Here is a 17,213-nt window from a genome sequence, read left to right on the forward strand (position 1 = left end):
GTGTCAGGCAATACATATGTCTACTGATATACCGCCTTCGCGAGCAAGCCCGCTCCCACAGGGTGGGGTCAGTGCTGGTCTTTGGATTTGTGGTGTTCCAGGACGGTCACCGTCGCGGTGGTCCCGGCGCGCAATTTGTCTTTACCGGCATAGTCGGCATCGATCTCGATCCGCACCGGCACCCGTTGCGCCAGTTTGATCCAGGTGTAGCTGGGGTTGATGCTGGCCAGCAGACGGCCGCCCGGCAGGTTTTCCCGGTCGGCAATGGCGAAGGCAATGCTCTGCACTTTGCCGCCGAACGTTTCGCCACTCATCAACTCGATCTTGACCCGGTCGCCCTCTCCGATCCGCGGCAACTTGGTTTCTTCGAAGTAACCGCTGACATAGAACGACTCGCTGTCCACCAGCGCCAACAATGGGCCGCCAGCCGAGGCGTAATCACCCTCCCGGGTCAGCAGATTGGTGACATAACCGGTCACCGGGGAGACGACATGGGTACGCTGCAAGTCGAGCTCGGACTGGGTCAATGCCGCGATGGCCAGTTGCACGTTGGCCTGGGCCAACACCAGACTGGCCTGATTACGCATCAAGTCGGCCTGGGCCACCGACACGTCGGTGCTGGCTTTCTCCCACTCTTCACCGGAAATCGCTGAGCGATCCTTGAGCGTGCGCCGGCGCTGCTCCTCGCTCTGACGTTGTTTGAGCAACGCTTCGCTGGAGATAATCGCCGCCTGGGCCTGCCCTAGCGAGGCTTTCGCCACCTCCACCGCGCGCTTGGCATGCTCCACCGCCAGGGTGTAACGCGCCGGATCGATCTCCAGCAGCGCCTGGCCTTTGCTCACACGTTGGTTGTCCTGCACGGCCAGGCTGACGATTCGCCCCGAAACGTCGGCGGACAAGCTCACCACATCGGCACGCACCCGGGCATCCCGGGTCCAGGGTGCGCGGGTGTAATGCTCCCAGGCGAACCAGCCCAGGATGAAGGCCAGCATTACCACCGCCACCGTCGTGAGTCGGGAAAAGATGTTCTTCAAGGCTTCAGGCTCCCATGACCAGAATCAACGTGGCGCAGACGCAGGCGTACAACGCGCCTTCGAACAACGCCTCGTGCCAGACAAACTGCAGCACGCCAAGGCGCCGCAATGTCCAGTCCAGCAACAGGAAAATCGGCAAGCCCAGCAGCAGCGCCTGGGCAATCGGGGGCAGATAGGCACCACCCACTTCCAGATCAATGGGCAAGGACAGGTTCTCCTTCAAGGCCTGAGGGTTGAAAGTGGCCGCGATAGCGTTCCACGAACGACACCACGATCAGCAGTGCCACACGCATGCGGAACACCGACCACAGGTGCTCGTGAACATCGGTGTGCAGGGCATCCAGGTCGTCGCCCAAGGTGTGGAGGCTATCAAGCACCTGCACCACTTCGACCCCGGGCCGACCGGCAACCAGCCTGCCCGTTTCCCGGACTGTCGAAAACAGGCGACGTTGCAGATCCGGACTCAGCAGTGCGTTGTTCTGCCCTTGCTGCCGCAGCTGATTCAAGGCGATACCCAATGCCATGCAGGCCAGGCTGACTTGAAACAGCTCGCGCGATTGTGGCTCCCGGGTCGCCGGCAGTAGCCCCAACATCATGGTCAGGCGGTCAACCATACGGCTCTCGAACGCAAACTGCTGTTCATCGCTCGCCGACGTTTTCAGCAAGGCGTACACCTGCTCGCAGTTCTCTTTGTAGAGCCGGCGCATGCGAAAATCCGGCCTGAACGGAAAGATCAGCGCATAGACACTCAAAGCCAGCACGGTCGCACAGGTATAGGCACCGGCAAACTCGAACCACTGGCTCGCGGTGTTTTGACCAATCCCCACATTCAACGGGCCAAGCAACAAAAACGTCGTGAGCCCCAGGCCAATCCCGGTACCTGTGGTGGGTGGACTGGCCAGCCCCACCGCTACGGCGTAGAGCAAGGGCGCCAGCAGCAAGGCAAGCATCTCGAAATTGCTGATCATCGGCACAAACATGAACTGAAGGAGCGCCGAGGCCACCAGTGCCAGCCCGAATCCCCTGGCATAGCTTTGAACAGCCAGTAGCGGTCGGGGAAACGTCGACATCAGCGAGCAAAGGATGCCCACCAGCACCATCCCGGCTCGCGCACCGTCCCAGCCGGTTTCGATCCAGATCAGGCCGGCGATCAACAGCGCGCTAAAGGCCCGGACGGCATTCATCGTCGCCAGGGTGAAGTCCAGATGCAGCGGATTTTCCCGCCCGCGAAACACGCTGCTGGCGGGTCGCCCGCTCTGGATGGCATCGCTCAGCTCCAAAATCTGTTCAAGCTGCTGCAACAGCCGCGCCTGCTCCCAGCGCAGCGACCAGGCCAGCGAACGCAAGGTGGCCGGCAGCGGCTCGGTCAATTGTTCGGCCCTGTAGGCCAGCTCATCAAAGCGTTGTTGCAGCGATGTGAAATGATGGCGCTTTTCACTGGACAGCGAACGCCCCTCCCGCGCCAGTTCATCGAGAAAGGCCAGCTCTTCGGCACGCAGCCGTTGAATCTCTTCAGGCAACTCGCCCTCCCAGCGCTCGGTCAACAACAGCCGCTGGTGGCGCAAGGCGGTCAGCCGCGCGGTCAACAGCACCAATTGGTTGCCCAGCAGTTGCACCAGACCGTTGGCACTGCGTAACCGTGGCGCATCGAAATACATGTGCCGGCGCACGCCCTCCAGGCCACTGATCTGGCCCAGCAGCTGCATTTGCCGCTGCTGGAATTCGGCTTCGCTCTCTTCGGTGCGAATGACGGCGCTGGCGTGGGTGGCCAGCAACCGGGTGATTTGGTCGATTTTGGCGAAGTAATCCCGGGCCACGGCTTCAGGCCTGGCGGTGAGCAGGCTGACCACGCACACACAGGCAACCGCCAGCAGCGTCTCCGTGACGCGGGTCACCGCCAGCAAAAACATGCCGCCCTGATCCGGCACCGCCAGCAAGGCCACCACCACGGCGGTGTAGCCGCTAAGGACAAACGCCTGGGAGCTGGTGTAGCGCAACAAGGTGCCACCGGCTGTGCACAGCGCCAGCCACAACGCCAGGGTGGCGATGAACGGCAGCGGTGCCTGGGGAAAGATCGCCATGATCAACACCGCCACGGCCGCCCCCAGCGTGGTGCCGATCACCTGGCCAAAACTGCGGGCCAGCACCATGCCAGCCAGTGGCTGGCTGATGATGACCACGGCCATGATCGACCACTTGGGCTGGTCCAGATCGAACAAAAACGCCAGGTACAGGGTCAACAACCCGGCCGCGATGGTTCGCAAGGCAAACAGCAACACCCCGGGGCCGGGGTTGAAAATCGCCTTGAAGTATTGCAACAACGCTTGCATGGGAACACCCGTCGAGACACCTCCAGCAAGCGTAGTCACTGCTGCGGTGCCTCGAGAGGTTTTGCCATCGACGCAGCTTGCCGGCCCGAGGAATGTCGGCTGAAGGGCTGTTCAACGGTTTGAATCGTCAGTGAGCGTCGTCAAGGTTTGACTCAAAGCCTGGCCTGACCGAAGCTTGCGCCTTTGCAAAAGCTTGCCAGCTTCCGGATTCCTGCATGCCCAAGTCCCGCCGCCTTCTGTTTATCAGCCTCTTCGCCCTGCTCGTCATCGGCGGTGTCTGGTTTTCCCTGCGCGATACTACCCCGGTGGTTCCCGAAGCCATCCAGCACGGCTACAGCGAAGCGCTGGCGGCTGCCAGGGCCGGCCAACCGGGTGCGGCGCGGGTGCTCTATCAGCAATTGGCCCGTCCGGACCTGTCCCCCAAACGTCGTATCGGGTTGCATGCCGAGCTGCCCAACTATCCAAGCTCGGTGGCCCTGAAGCTGGCGGATGCCGACTTGCAGAACGAGTCGCCCGAGGTGCGTATCGCGGCGATCAAAAGCATCAGCGGCCTGGTACCGAACGGTCAGCGCAGTCTGCTGCTGGGGCCATTGCTCGATGACAGCGAACAAAGCGTGCGGCTGGCGGCGATCAACGCGCTGCTGGGGTTGTCCCCGGATGAACTGGGTTTGTATTTCGGGCCGTTGGAACAAGCCATCGATGCCTGGGAGCAAGTGCTCAAGAGCGCACCGCAAAGTGCCGAAAACCAATACCAACTGGCCCGACTGCACTTGCACAACGCCGAGCTCAAGCAAGCGCAACAGGCGCTGGACAACACCCTGCGCCTGGCGCCGGACAACCTGCCGGCGCTGGTACTGCAAATCGAAGTGCTGGATAAACAGGGCCAGAACGACGCTGCCCGGCAACTGTTGGCCAGGCAACTGCAGGCACAACCCAACTCGGCCTACCTGCAACACGCGTTGGGGCTCTGGCTGCTGCATCACGAGCAAAGCGAATTCGCCCTGCTCGGCCTGTCCAAGGCCGTTGAACTTGAGCCCAATAACCGGGACTACCGCTACGACCTGGCCACCACGTTGCACAGTGAGCAGGAGCTCGAAGCGGCGCAGAAACAGTTGCAGGAAATCGTTCAGCGCCATCCGAACGATCGCAAGGCCCGGGTGCTGCTGATCAACTACTGGAAGGAAAGCGGGCAACTGCAAAACGTGCAGATTCTGTTGGCCCAACTCGAACAGATGAACCCCGATGATCCGGCGTTGCAACAAGGGCTTTGACCCCGACTGAAATTTCGTTGAACCGTCGTCCTGGCCAAGGGTCAAGTGAACAGGCAGCCCGTTGTGGCACTTCGCAGCAACTGCCTCGTTGAACCTGGCCATATGAGGACGCTTGTTTGTCTCTATCCAACGATTTGAACCGAGACAAGGCCGCCACCGGTATCGAAGGTCTGGACGATATCCTCGATGGCGGACTGTCCCGCGGACATGTGTTTTTGCTCGAAGGCGAGCCGGGCACCGGCAAGACCACCGTGGCGCTGCACTTCCTGTTGGCAGGCGCGCAAGCCGGCGAACGCTCCTTGTACATCACGCTCTCTGAAACCGAACGCGAGCTGCGCCAGGGCGCCTTGTCCCATGGCTGGGAGATGGACGAAAACGTCCATATCTTCGAACTGACGCCCCCGGAAAACCTGCTCAATGCCGAACAGCAGCAGACACTGCTCTATTCCTCCGACCTGGAACTGGGCGAAGCCACCCGCCAGATCTTCGAGGTGGTCGAGCGGGTCAAGCCGACCCGCGTTGTCCTGGACAGCCTTTCCGAGATTCGCCTGCTGGCACAAAGTTCGCTGCGCTACCGTCGGCAGATACTGGCCATCAAGCATTATTTCGTGCGTTACGACGCCACGGTGTTGCTGCTCGATGACCTGACCGCCGAGTCCCTGGACAAAACCGTGCACAGCGTGGCCCACGGCGTGATTCGCCTGGAAGAATTGACCCCGAACTACGGCGCCGAGCGACGTCGCATCCGCGTGGTCAAGTACCGCGGCCAGAAGTACCGCGGCGGCTTCCATGACTTCACCATCACGGGCGATGGCGTGCGTGTATTCCCGCGCCTGGTGGCCGCCGAACATCGCGGTCAATACCTGCGTCAGCAATTGACCAGCGGCATCCGGGAAATGGATGCGCTGCTGGGCGGCGGTATCGAGACGGGTTCCAGCACCTTGATTCTCGGCCCGGCGGGGACCGGCAAATCGCTGATCGCCATGGTGTTCGCCGCCGCGGCCGTGGCCCGGGGCGAAAAAGCCGCGCTATTCATTTTCGATGAAGAGTTGGGGTTGTTGTTCGAGCGCATGAAGAACATCGGCATCGATTTGCAGGCCCTGCTAGACAGCGGCAATTTGCTGATCGAACAAGTGGACGCGGCCGAACTGTCCCCCGGCGAGTTCTCCCACCGGGTCCGGCGCTGCGTGGACGAAGGCAATATCAAGACCGTGGTGATCGACAGCATCAACGGCTATCAGGCGGCGATGCCGGAAGAGAACGCCTTGGTACTGCACATGCACGAGCTACTGCTGTACCTCAATCGCCAGGGCGCCGCGACCTTCATGACGGTCGCCCAGCACGGCCTGGTCGGCGACATGCAGACACCGGTCGACATCACCTACCTGGCCGACACAGTCATTCTGCTGCGTTACTTCGAAGCACTGGGCAAGGTGCGCCGGGCCATTTCGATCATCAAGAAACGTACCGGCAGCCATGAGTCGACCATCCGTGAATACCGCATCAGCGCCCGGGGCATGACCATCGGCGAGCCCCTGGAAGCCTTTCAGGGCGTATTGCGCGGCGTACCCACGTATCTCGGCGCCAGCAACCCGTTGCTCGCGGACGAAATCCCGTGACGGACATGCAAGCGACGTCCGAGCGCGCAATCATCCTTGCACCGCGAGGGCGCGACGGCCAGATCGCCCTGATGATGCTCAACGAGGCCGGGTTTCACGGGGTGATCAGCCCCGACCTGCCCGGATTGTGCGCCGAACTGGAACAGGGTGCCGGCCTGCTGCTGATCTCTTGCGAGGCATTGTTGGGCGCTGATCTGGAACCGCTGATCCACCTGATAGAACAGCAGCCCGCGTGGTCGGATCTGCCGATCGTGTTGATGACACACCATGGCGGCCCGCAACAGAACCCGGCATCGCGCTTCGGCCCGCAATTGGGCAACGTGACCTTCCTCGAACGACCATTTCACCCGGTCACACTGATCAGCCTGGTCACCACGGCCCTGCGCGGGCGGCGACGACAGTACGAAGCCAGGGATCGGTTGATTGACCTGAGCCAGAGCGAATTACGCCTGCAGAACACCCTCGAAACCCTTGAACAGCAGGTGCAAGAGCGCACCGCGCAACTGCGTCACAACGAGGAAGCGTTGCGCCAGTCGCAGAAAATGGAGGCCGTCGGCCAGCTCACCGGCGGCATCGCCCATGACTTCAACAACATGCTGACCGGTATCATCGGCAGCCTGGAGTTGTTGCGTCGACGCCTGGCCCGGGGGCGAACCGAAGACCTGGACAGCCTGATCGATCTGGGGGTGACTTCGGCCAATCGCGCGGCGGGCCTGACCCACCGCCTGCTGGCGTTTTCCCGGCGCCAGTCGCTGGATTCGAAACCCGTGGAGATGAACACCCTGGTGATCTCCATGGATGAACTGCTGCAACGCAGCATCAACGAAACCATTCGTCTGGACATGCAACTGGACGACCACCTGTGGGTGGCCCAAGCCGACCCCAATCAACTGGAAAGCGCCCTGCTCAACCTGGTGATCAATGCCCGCGATGCCATGCCCAATGGCGGCAGTCTGGTGGTCTCGACATCGAACCAGCACTTTGACGAGGATTTCACCCAAGGCCAGGGCAATCTCGATGCGGGTGACTATGTGGTGCTCTGCGTGACGGACACCGGCTGTGGCATGCCGCAAAGCACCATCAACCGCGCCTTCGACCCCTTCTTCACCACCAAGCCCATCGGCCAAGGCACCGGGCTGGGGTTATCAATGATCTATGGTTTCAGCAAACAATCGGGAGGTCACGTCGCCATCCAAAGCGTCGTGGGCGAAGGCACCACGGTGAGCCTGTTCCTGCCACGCTTCGGTGGAGACCTGCCCCGGGACCATCCATTGGACGTCGAACAGTCACCTTTGGCCAGGAGTGGCGAGACGGTGTTGATTGTCGAGGACGATCCGGCGGTGCGGGTGCTGGTCAGCACGGTGTTGAGCGATCTGGGTTATGCCTACGTCGAGGCTTGTGATGGCGATAGCGCTGTGCCGATACTCGATTCGGCCCAGCGCATCGACCTGCTGATCAGCGATGTCGGCTTGCCCGGTATGAATGGCCGGCAACTGGCGGAAATCGGCCGGCAGTTGCGTCCCGAGCTGAGGGTGCTGTTCATCACCGGCTACGCCGAGCACGCCGCGGTGCGTGGCGGGTTCCTCGATCCGGGCATGCAGATGATCACCAAGCCGTTTACCTTCGACCTGTTGACGGCGAAGGTCAGGGAGATGATCAGGGCCTGAAGGCTTACGAAAGCATGTCCTGCATCAATTCCTGCAATTTATCCAGATCGAAAGGTTTTTCCAGGATCGGTGCCTTGTGCGTAATCGGGCTGTCGGTCTCGCGGATTTCCTGGGCATAGCCACTGATGAAGATCACCTTGAGTTCCGGTCGCAGTTTCACCGCGGGCTCGGCGATCTGTACACCGGAGATTCCTCCGGGCAGGCGGAAGTCGGTGATCATCATGTCCAGGTGCGGTTTGCTCGCCAGGATTTCGAAAGCCTGCTCGCCGTTTTCGGCCTGCAATACGCGGTAACCCTCGCCCGACAGATAAGCGGACAGCACCATCAGAATCGAGGGATCGTCCTCGACGACGAGTACTACATCTTGTGCATCTTCGCTCATGGGAAGCCTTTGCTCGGTCAATTGCTGCTGATAGACCGTGGGGTCGACCAGAGGTTGCGTTTATCCGGTTGTTTTCCTACAGCGGCAGACAAACGCGAAACAAGGCGCCTTCGCCGATCCTGCTCTGGACGGTAATAGTACCGCCATGGGCGGCCACAATCTGCTCTGAAATAAACAATCCCAGGCCCAGCCCGGCGACGGCGTGCCTGGCCGATACCCGCTCGAACTGCTGGAAGATCCGCTTCTGGTTTTCCTCGCTGATGCCAATCCCTCGATCCTGCACGTCCACCAACGCCTGGCCACCTTCACTGTAGACTTTCACCGAGATCGGGCTCTTGGCCCCGTAGCGCAAGGCGTTGGTCAGCAGGTTGGAAATGACCTGTTCAATTCGAACCTCGTCCCAGTTTCCGATCACCGGTTGAGTGGCATCGAGCGAGACCGACGCTTCGGCGGCGTCGATCTGCTGGGAAAAGTTGTGCAACAGCTCGCGAACCAGCGTTGAAAGGTCAAAGCGCTTGGGCCGGATAGACAACTTTCCGGTGCGAATGCGCGAGACATCGAGCATGTCTTCAATCAATCGAATCAGGCTTTTGATCTGCCGCTCGTCGCGGTCGACCATCGCGTGCATCTTGTCCAGGGTGAAGGCGGCGGAGTTGTCCCGGGCCAGGTGCATCTTGCGCAACTGGGTTTCAAGGATCAGGCCGTTGAGCGGCGTGCGCACTTCGTGGGCGACGATGGACATGAAGTCATCGCGCATGCGTACCGCCTGCTCCAGTTCCAGTTGAGTGCTTTGCAATCGCTTGAGCAGGGTCTCCTGTTCGCGGCGACTTTGCTCAAGGGCCAGCACTTGTTCCTTCATCGCCTTGCTCTGGCGATAGAGGTCGACGAACACATTGACCTTGCTCTTGACCGCCTGGAGGTCCAGCGGTTTGTACAGGAAATCCACGGCACCGCTTTCATAGCCCTTGAAGGCGTAATTGAGTTCACGCCCGGCGGCGCTGACGAAAACGATCGGGATGTTCCTGGTTTTTTCCGTGCCGCGCATCAACTCGGCCAGCTCGAAGCCATTCATGCCGGGCATCTGCACATCGAGGATGGCCAAGGCGAATTCGTGTTGCAACAGCAGGGACAAGGCCTCGTCGGCGGACAGCGCCTTGTACACAATGCGGTCCTCACGCTTGATCAGCGCTTCGAGCGCCAACAGATTCTCCGGCAGATCGTCCACGATCAGCAGTTTGGCCTGGATATTACTCAGCATGCGATTCGTTCCAGCTCGACAAGCAGACGGCCGATGCCGTGTCCAGAAATGATCGGAAGTGCATAGCCTTCGCGCAGCGGGCCGGGGATGTTCAACAGCGCCTCGACGCCACCGGCGCAGGCACCGATCACGATCGCTTCGATAGCCGGAATTTTCGTTGCACTTTTCATGATTTTCGATAGATCCGTTCTTGTTTGACCAGCGGCTCGAACTGATCGCCGAAGGCTGAGAAATCCGGGGTTTCCTTACTGCCCAGCACCAGGAAACCGCGATGGCAGAGGGACTCATGAAACAGCCCGAACGCCCGACCTTGAAGACTTTTATTAAAATAAATCAGTACGTTACGGCATGAAATTAATTGAGTTTCGGAGAATACGCTGTCCGTCGCCAGGCTGTGATCGGCGAAGGTCACGTTCTCGCGCAGGGTCTTGTCGAAAATCGCGTACCCATAGGCCGCCGTATAGTAGTCGGCAAACGAACTCTGGCCACCGGCCTGCTGGTAATTAGCAGTGTAGGCGCGGACGTTCTCCATCGAGAAAATCCCTTGCCTGGCCTTTTCCAGCGAGCGCGGATTGATGTCGGTGGCGTAGATGATGGTACGGTCCAGCAGGCCTTCTTCGCGCAGCAAAATGGCCATCGAATACACCTCTTCACCGGTGCTGCATCCGGCGATCCAGATCTTGATCGAAGGGTAGGTTCGCAGCAGCGGCACCACTTCCTTGCGGATGGCCAGGAAGTGCGAGGGATCGCGAAACATTTCGCTGACCGGAATGGTCAGCAACTGCAGCAGTTGCATGAACGCGGCGGGATCGTGCAGGACCTTTTCCTGCAACGCCGAGATGGTGTTGCACTCGAACTGACTCAACGCATGGTCGACCCGGCGTTTGATCGAAGCGCCGGAGTAATCGCGAAAATCGTAGCTGTACTTGAGATAGATCGCCTCGATCAACAACCGCAGTTCGATTTCGCTGTTTCGATCCACTGAAAAATTGCGCTCCACTAGATACGTTCCATCTTCGGTAACCACACACGAATCAGCGAAAACAGGCGATCGAGGTCGATGGGCTTGGCCAGGTAATCGTTGGCGCCGGCCTGCAGGCAGCGCTCCTGATCGTCCTTCATGGCCTTGGCCGTCACGGCGATGATCGGCAGCTTGCGCCAGCGCAGATTCTTGCGGATTTCAACGGTGGCTTCAAAACCATCCATTTGCGGCATCATCACGTCCATCAACACCAGATCGATGTCTTGCACCTCATTCAATCGTTCAATCGCTTCGCGGCCGTTGCGGCCAATGACCACGACTGCGCCCTTTTGCTCCAGCGCGCTGGTGAGGGCGAAAATGTTGCGCACATCGTCATCCACCAGCAGCACCTTGCGGCCTTCGAAGACCTTGTCGCGGCTGCGGGCGACCTTGAGCATCTTCTGCCGTTCATGGGACAACCGTGATTCGACTTTGTGCAGAAAAAGCGTCACCTCATCCAGCAACCGCTCCGGCGAGCGTGCGCCCTTGATGATGATCGAACGCGAATACTTGCGCAGTTCGGCCTCTTCATCCCGGGTCAGGTTGCGCCCGGTATAGACGATGACGGGCGGAAAGGAACAGATGTCTTCGGTGGACATGCGCTTGAGCAGGTCATTGCCGAGCATGTCGGGCAGCTTGAGGTCGATGATCATGCAATCGAAGACGGATGAGCGCAGCAGGTCCAGCGCCTCCTGCGCCAGGCCAACAGCGGTGATCTCGATGTCATCGTCGCCGATCAGGCGGGCAATGCTGTCGCGCTGCACGTCGTCGTCCTCGACCAGCAGCACGCGCTTGACCTTCTGGGTCAACTTGGCCTCAAGGCGTGCAAACACATCCTTGAGTTCCTCGCGGGTGGTCGGTTTGACCACGTAGCCGATGGCGCCCATGTGCATCGCCGCCTCGACCCGGTCTTCGACCGAAATCACATGCACCGGGATGTGCCGGGTTTCGGCGTGTTCCTTCAAACGTTGCAGCACGCTCAGGCCGGAATGATCCGGCAGGCGCATGTCCAGCAGGATCGCATCGGGGATGAACGCCTTGGCCAGGTCGTAGCCTTCGTCGGCGCCGTGAGCCACCAGGCACTGATAACCCAGTTCATGGGCCAGGTCGTAGAGGATGTGCGCAAAGTTCGGCTCATCCTCTACCACCAGAATGCAGCGTTTGGTGAACGGCCCTTTGTTGCGGTCGTCGTCGAAGCGCGGAATGTCGACTTCGGCCACCAATGGCGACAACATGGGCGGCGATACACTCGACACAGCCGCCACAGGAACGGCTCGCATCGGTTCGACAGGCACTTCGCCCGGTTCCACGTACTGCTGTGGCAAGACCAGGGTAAACACACTGCCCTGTCCCGGCGTGCTGGTCACGCTGATGGAGCCGCCGAGCAAGGCCGCCAGGTCACGGGAAATCGACAACCCCAGCCCGGTGCCGCCGTAACGCCGATTGGTGGTGCCGTCGGCCTGACGGAACGCTTCGAAGATGCTTTCGTGCTGATCCACCTCGATGCCGATCCCGGAATCGCGGATGCTGAACGCGATGCCGTGATTCGGCGCCGTGGCGACGGACAGGCTGACGCTGCCGTTTTCCGTGAATTTCACCGCGTTGGACAGCAGGTTCTTGAGCACTTGCTCCAGACGCTGGCGGTCGGTGAACAGCATCAACGGCGCACCGTCCTGCATATCCACCCGGAAATCCAGTTGCTTGTCCGTGGCCAATGGCTGGAACAGGCCGTGCAGGCCATCCACCAGGCGCGCCACGCTGGTGTTCTCCGGACGGATTTCCAGCTTGCCGGCCTCGACTTTGGAAATATCCAGAATGTCGTTGATCAGGTTGAGCAAGTCGTTGCCGGCGGAGTAGATCGACTCGGCGAATTGGACTTGCTCGGCAGTGAGGTTCTCTTCCGGGTTTTCCGCCAGCAGCTTGGCCAGGATCAACGAGCTGTTCAGCGGCGTGCGCAGTTCATGGGACATGTTGGCGAGGAATTCGGACTTGTACTTGCTCGAGCGCTGCAATTCTACCGCGCGTTCTTCGAGCTGGATCTGGGCCTGATTGAGTTCGGTATTCTTCAGGTCCATGGCGTCGCGCTGCTCGGCCAGTACTTCTGCCTGCTCGGCGAGTTGTTCGTTGGTCTGCTCCAGCTCCACCTGCTGGGTTTCCAGGTGCGCCTGGGACTCCTTGAGAATCCGCGACTGCTCTTCGAGCTCTTCGTTGGCGGTCTTGAGTTCTTCCTGCTGAACCTGCAATTCTTCGTTGAGTTGCTGGGTTTCGGCCAACACCTCCTGCAAACGCTGGCGATAGCGTGCCGCCTCGATCGAGGTGCCGATGTTGCCGGCAATCAGCTCAAGCAATTCAACGTCACGGTCGGTCAGTGGACGCAGAAAGCCCAACTCGATCACGCCATTGACCCGCTCGTCGTCGCTGGTTGGCACCACCAGCACACTGCACGGCAGACCGTCACCGAGGCCGGAGCTGACCTTGAAGTAATCTCCCGGCACCTCGTCCAGGCGAATCAGCCGTGCCTGTTGCGCCACCTGGCCGACAATGCCTTCTTCGCTGTAGATCTGCTGTTCACGCCCTTCCTGTTCACGGGAAAAACCATAAGTGGCGATGCGCTTGAGGCCGCCATGGTCTTCGCGCACATAAATAGCCGCCACGGCGGTGCCCAGGTACTGCGCGCAGAATTGCAGGATATTGCGACCCAGCATGCTCAGGCTCAATTGTCCCAGCACCTGCTCGGCCAGCTCGGTCTGGCCGTTACGCAGCCAGGCCTGTTGCTCCAGACGATGGGCGCTGGCCTGTTGGGCGGCAAGGTTGACGCTGTAGTTCTGCGACAGGGTCAACAAATCGCGGCGCCCGACGTACGCCAGCAACCCGCTGACCCCGGCTATGAACAACAGGTAGAGACTGATGCTCATGATGGTGGTGCCGCGCACTTCGTCATTGCGCGATGCGCGCAACTGTTGCTCGGTGTCGATCACCGCCTCGAACTGCTTGCGAATTTCATCGGTCAGGCGCTTACCGCGTCCGGCCTTGACGATGGCGCGATAATCACCGCTGCTGCGTTGCAAATCGATCATCGATTGCGCGTAGTTGGTCCATTCCAGCTGCAAGGCCCGCAACCGTAGCAAGCGATCAGTCTGCACCGGGTTGTCGGCGGTCAGTTCAAGCAAGGTGTCGAGCGCGACGGCGATGCGCGGCTTGGCGGTTTCGTAGGGATCGAGGAAATGCTCGTCGCCACTGAGCAGGAAACCGCGCATCCCGGTTTCCAGATCCACGGTCAGCTTGACCGCTTCATTGGCGTTATTGATCACCCGGTCGGTGTGCTCCACCCACTGGATGGTCGACAGCAAATAGCTGATCAGCGACACGAAAAACACAGCGCTGATAAGACCCAGACCCAACGGCAGGCTGATGTTACGGCTCAGGAGTTTACGAAATCGTTGCTCATCAACCGAGGACGCTGAGGTCATGGGGCAGGCCTTGTCGAACTGTCAGAATGCAAGGAGTTTGCCCCAAAACTGGCAAATTGATCCAATTATCTGACATGTTTGCGCGCAAGGTCCTACATTGCACTGCTCCCGCGTTATCCTTGCCTGGCCTGTACCGCCAATCCTTTTTCCATCGCGCAGGGAACTTGTCGGGATCCGCCACTTACTCATGCAAGAGGCCGGTGATTTCCAGCGACCGGCAATGCCAATCTTTTTCGGGAATTCGACCATGTCATCCGCCAACGCCTCCACCATCCTTGTCGTCGAAGACGATGCCATCGTGCGCATGCTGATCGTCGACGTCCTGGAAGAACTGGAATTCAAGGTGCTGGAAGCCGATGGCAGCGAACAGGCACTGGTGATGCTCAAGGACGCGAACCAACACATTGACCTGATGATGACCGATGTTGGCCTGCCGGTCATGGACGGACGCGAACTGGCCAATGAAGCAAGAGTTTTACGTCCAGCCCTTCCGATATTGTTCGCCAGCGGTTATGCCGAAAACATCGACGTGGCCGACGACATGCACCTGATCGGCAAACCCTTCTCCATTGATCAGTTGCGCGACAAGGTCAAAAGCATTCTCGAGTGATGCTGCGCTGCGCTGTGGTTTAATGCGCGCCTTTTTCATCCCTGTCCTGTCTTCGCTTCAAGGAAATCCCGTCCATGATTGAGCCCCGCGCAACCAAAGTCCTGGTCATTGGTTACGTCTGGCCCGAGCCCCGCTCTTCCGCGGCCAGCGGGCATGTCATGCAGATTCTCGACGTTTTCCTGGACCAGGGCTGGGACATCACGTTCAGCAGCCCGGCAGGCTTCGGCGAGCAACGTGCAGACCTGACAGCGTTGGGTATTGACGAAGTACCCATCGAACTGAACAACAGCAGTTTCGACGCATTTATCAGCGAACTGGCGCCGGATATCGTGTTGTTCGACCAATTCATGATGGAGGAACAGTTCGGCTGGCGGGTCGAGAAACATTGCCCCGATGCCTTGCGCGTACTCGAAAGTTGCGACCTGCAAAGCCTGAGGCTGGGTCGGCATCAACGTCTCAAGGAGCGTTTGAAGGCCAGTGACGACAACAATGACTTCAACGAACTGTTCGCCCCGGCGGCGCGCGAAGAGTTCGAACACATGGCCGATACCGATCTGGCGAAGCGCGAGATCGCCTCATTTTATCGTTGTGATTTGACGCTGATGGTTTCCGAAGTGGAAGTCGAATTGCTGGTCGAGCAGTTCAGGTTTCCCCGCAACCTGCTGCACTGGTGCCCGTTGATGGTCGATCTGCCGACCAGCGCGCCAGTAGAGTACGAAGATCGCGCGCATTTTCTGCACATCGGCAACTTTCGCCACGCGCCCAACTGGGATGCCGTGCTCTGGCTGAAAACCGCGATCTGGCCGCTGATTCGCGCGCTACTGCCTGATGCGCAGTTGCACATCTACGGCGCGTATACCCCGCCCAAGGCTACCGCCCTGCACAACGCGGCACAGGGTTTTCATGTGATGAACTGGGCGGAAGATGCCTTGCACGTGATGTCGAAAACGCGGGTGTGCCTGGCACCGCTGCGTTTCGGTGCAGGTATCAAAGGCAAGATCGTCGATGCGATGCTCTGCGGCACGCCCAATGTGACCACGCCGGTCGGCGCAGAAGCCATGCACGGTGAAGAGCCCTGGCCCGGTGCCGTAACCCGTACGGCGCGCGAGTTCGCCGACAGCGCCGTGCAACTTTATCAAGACAAGACTCAGTGGCTGGCTGCCCAGGCGCAGGCCCGGCACTTGTTGGCCAGCCGCTACCCGCAGTCCAGCCATGGCCCTGCGTTGATTGAAAGGCTGATCGAATGCCAAAGGAATCTGCCACACATCAGGCGCGATAACTTCACCGGCAGCATGTTGCGCCATCATCAGCACAAAAGTACCCAGTATATGGCGCAATGGATCGAGGCGAAGAACCGCAACCAGGCAGACGCCTTGTAAGGCTCGTCCTTATCCCCAACAAAAACGCCGACAAGATACTGGCTGTATCAGGTCGGCGTTTTGCATTTCAGGGTGGCTAACATGATCAAGACACAAGGACGCTGTACATAAATAGCACCTCTGCTTTTGTCAGCCCGGCTAGTTTTGGACTTCCTGGAACTTGCCAGTGCACTCAGACAAAGGATCCACCATGACGGTTAGAAACGCGGAATTTCTCTACAAACAGAACTGGATGAGCAATATCCTCGACGTAGACATATTAAAACTCACCGATATTGTCTGGCCCTGCGCCCATAACGCGGGCATGGACAAAAAAGCCCCCAATGTCGACGATGTGACCGGCAACTGGACGACGTGCCAGAACGATTCGTTTGCCTTTCAACTAGCCAATGGAGCACGGGTCTTCGATATTCGTCTTCAATACGCGACAGATCCGGACCCGGTCTTTTACTTTCACCACAGTGGCCATCGATCAGGTCGGGTACTGGACGAACTGATCGATGCAGTGTTGGCGTTTCTTGATCGAAACCCGGATGAATTCGTCGTACTGGATTTTCACGAACTCAGCGATGCTGGCAAATCTTTCGATTATAAAAAGCTAAACGATCTGCTTGTGCTTCGACTCGGACAGCGGGTCATCCTGCCCTCCGACAGGTATGCCGCCGTGGGCGAGCTCAAGCGCTCCAGTATTCTTCGGCGCATCGTCATGGCGGCGCAGTTCAAACCCGGCCTGGACGATGATTACTTCTGGCCGCGCATCCCGCACAAATGGCGCAACAGTCCATTCACCAGTTCGGGCGATCTGCGCAACTACATCGCAAAAACGCTGGAAGATGCGCCTTACGAGACATTTTTTTGGTCATTGTCGGCAACTACGTACACAGTATTTGGCGGGCCAAGGGATATCAAAGAAGAGATCAATGACTGGTTCCACACCACCCGTGACTGGGTGACGCGTTGCAGCATCATCAATACCGACTTTTTCGATGAATCCAGAATTGTCCGCTATTGCTGGAGTGCCAGCAGCATGAAGGCCGTTTACGGCCCAGAGTGTGTAAAAACGCATTAGGGCCTTGTCGGCGCGAAGAGCCGACGGCTGTTCGCTGAGTGAGTCCGCTTAAGGCACCATAGTTGATCAATATCGCATCGGTGCCCTTCAGCAAGGTTCTACA

The 17,213-nt window shown here is 59.3% G+C and carries 13 protein-coding genes and 1 pseudogene; 6 read left to right on the forward strand and 8 right to left on the reverse strand.

The window, feature by feature from the left end:
- Positions 1–68: 68 nt before the first annotated feature.
- Genes KGB20_RS22725 through KGB20_RS22735 form a run of 3 tightly spaced genes read right to left on the reverse strand, consistent with a single transcriptional unit; the run spans position 69 to position 3,364 of the window.
- Positions 69–1,034: an HlyD family secretion protein gene (locus KGB20_RS22725; RefSeq protein WP_154946455.1), complete on the reverse strand. Its 966-nt coding sequence runs from the start codon at positions 1,032–1,034 to the stop codon at positions 69–71.
- 4 nt (positions 1,035–1,038) lie between these two features.
- Positions 1,039–1,239: a DUF1656 domain-containing protein gene (locus KGB20_RS22730; protein WP_032829912.1), complete on the reverse strand. Its 201-nt coding sequence runs from the start codon at positions 1,237–1,239 to the stop codon at positions 1,039–1,041.
- Complete coding sequence (locus KGB20_RS22735; RefSeq protein WP_154946456.1) at positions 1,229–3,364, reverse strand: FUSC family protein; 2,136 nt, start codon at positions 3,362–3,364, stop codon at positions 1,229–1,231. The genes KGB20_RS22730 and KGB20_RS22735 overlap by 11 nt, the downstream gene beginning before the upstream one ends.
- Positions 3,365–3,579: 215 nt before the next feature.
- Between KGB20_RS22735 and KGB20_RS22740 the strand changes: the two genes are divergently transcribed.
- The 3 genes from KGB20_RS22740 to KGB20_RS22750 all read left to right on the forward strand — a co-directional run bounded on the left by KGB20_RS22740 (position 3,580) and on the right by KGB20_RS22750 (position 7,921).
- Positions 3,580–4,635, forward strand: coding sequence for a tetratricopeptide repeat protein (locus tag KGB20_RS22740; protein WP_150812988.1), 1,056 nt, complete (start codon positions 3,580–3,582; stop codon positions 4,633–4,635).
- 116 nt (positions 4,636–4,751) lie between these two features.
- Positions 4,752–6,254: an ATPase domain-containing protein gene (locus KGB20_RS22745; RefSeq protein ID WP_154946457.1), complete on the forward strand. Its 1,503-nt coding sequence runs from the start codon at positions 4,752–4,754 to the stop codon at positions 6,252–6,254.
- The gene (locus KGB20_RS22750) at positions 6,251–7,921 is read left to right on the forward strand and encodes a response regulator (protein WP_154946458.1); all 1,671 of its coding nucleotides are present in this window, start codon (positions 6,251–6,253) and stop codon (positions 7,919–7,921) included. Before KGB20_RS22745 ends, KGB20_RS22750 begins: the two co-directional genes overlap by 4 nt.
- 4 nt (positions 7,922–7,925) lie before the next feature.
- Here the strand turns inward: KGB20_RS22750 and KGB20_RS22755 are convergent, their stop codons facing one another.
- The 5 genes and pseudogenes from KGB20_RS22755 to KGB20_RS22775 form a co-directional block, all read right to left on the reverse strand.
- Positions 7,926–8,303 (reverse strand): response regulator, encoded by a 378-nt coding sequence (locus KGB20_RS22755; RefSeq protein WP_057714773.1) that lies wholly within the window; start codon positions 8,301–8,303, stop codon positions 7,926–7,928.
- A 76-nt stretch (positions 8,304–8,379) separates the two neighbouring features.
- Complete coding sequence (locus tag KGB20_RS22760) at positions 8,380–9,561, reverse strand: hybrid sensor histidine kinase/response regulator (RefSeq protein ID WP_223533012.1); 1,182 nt, start codon at positions 9,559–9,561, stop codon at positions 8,380–8,382.
- 47 nt (positions 9,562–9,608) lie between these two features.
- A pseudogene (locus KGB20_RS22765) lies at positions 9,609–9,731 on the reverse strand (chemotaxis protein CheB); the annotation flags it as partial.
- A complete protein-coding gene (locus KGB20_RS22770; protein ID WP_154946459.1) occupies positions 9,728–10,561 on the reverse strand; it encodes a CheR family methyltransferase in 834 nt (277 codons plus the stop codon). The gene KGB20_RS22770 and the pseudogene KGB20_RS22765, both read right to left, overlap by 4 nt.
- Positions 10,561–14,052, reverse strand: a complete 3,492-nt coding sequence (locus KGB20_RS22775) for a response regulator (protein ID WP_154946460.1) — start codon at positions 14,050–14,052, stop codon at positions 10,561–10,563. The genes KGB20_RS22770 and KGB20_RS22775 overlap by 1 nt, the downstream gene beginning before the upstream one ends.
- A gap of 247 nt (positions 14,053–14,299) precedes the next feature.
- On the opposite strand from KGB20_RS22775, the gene KGB20_RS22780 reads away from it, so the two are divergent.
- The 3 genes from KGB20_RS22780 to KGB20_RS22790 all read left to right on the forward strand — a co-directional run bounded on the left by KGB20_RS22780 (position 14,300) and on the right by KGB20_RS22790 (position 17,110).
- Complete coding sequence (locus tag KGB20_RS22780; RefSeq protein ID WP_150812983.1) at positions 14,300–14,662, forward strand: response regulator; 363 nt, start codon at positions 14,300–14,302, stop codon at positions 14,660–14,662.
- Positions 14,663–14,736: 74 nt separating this feature from the next.
- Entirely contained in the window at positions 14,737–16,041 is a 1,305-nt protein-coding gene (locus tag KGB20_RS22785; RefSeq protein WP_154946461.1) for a glycosyltransferase, read from the forward strand.
- Between the two features lie 190 nt (positions 16,042–16,231).
- Positions 16,232–17,110, forward strand: a complete 879-nt coding sequence (locus tag KGB20_RS22790) for a phospholipase (RefSeq protein ID WP_223533014.1) — start codon at positions 16,232–16,234, stop codon at positions 17,108–17,110.
- Positions 17,111–17,213 lie beyond the last annotated feature (103 nt).

Origin of the sequence: Pseudomonas sp. BF-R-30 (assembly GCF_019956175.1) — a bacterium.
GTDB classification, from domain to species: domain Bacteria; phylum Pseudomonadota; class Gammaproteobacteria; order Pseudomonadales; family Pseudomonadaceae; genus Aquipseudomonas; species Aquipseudomonas jessenii.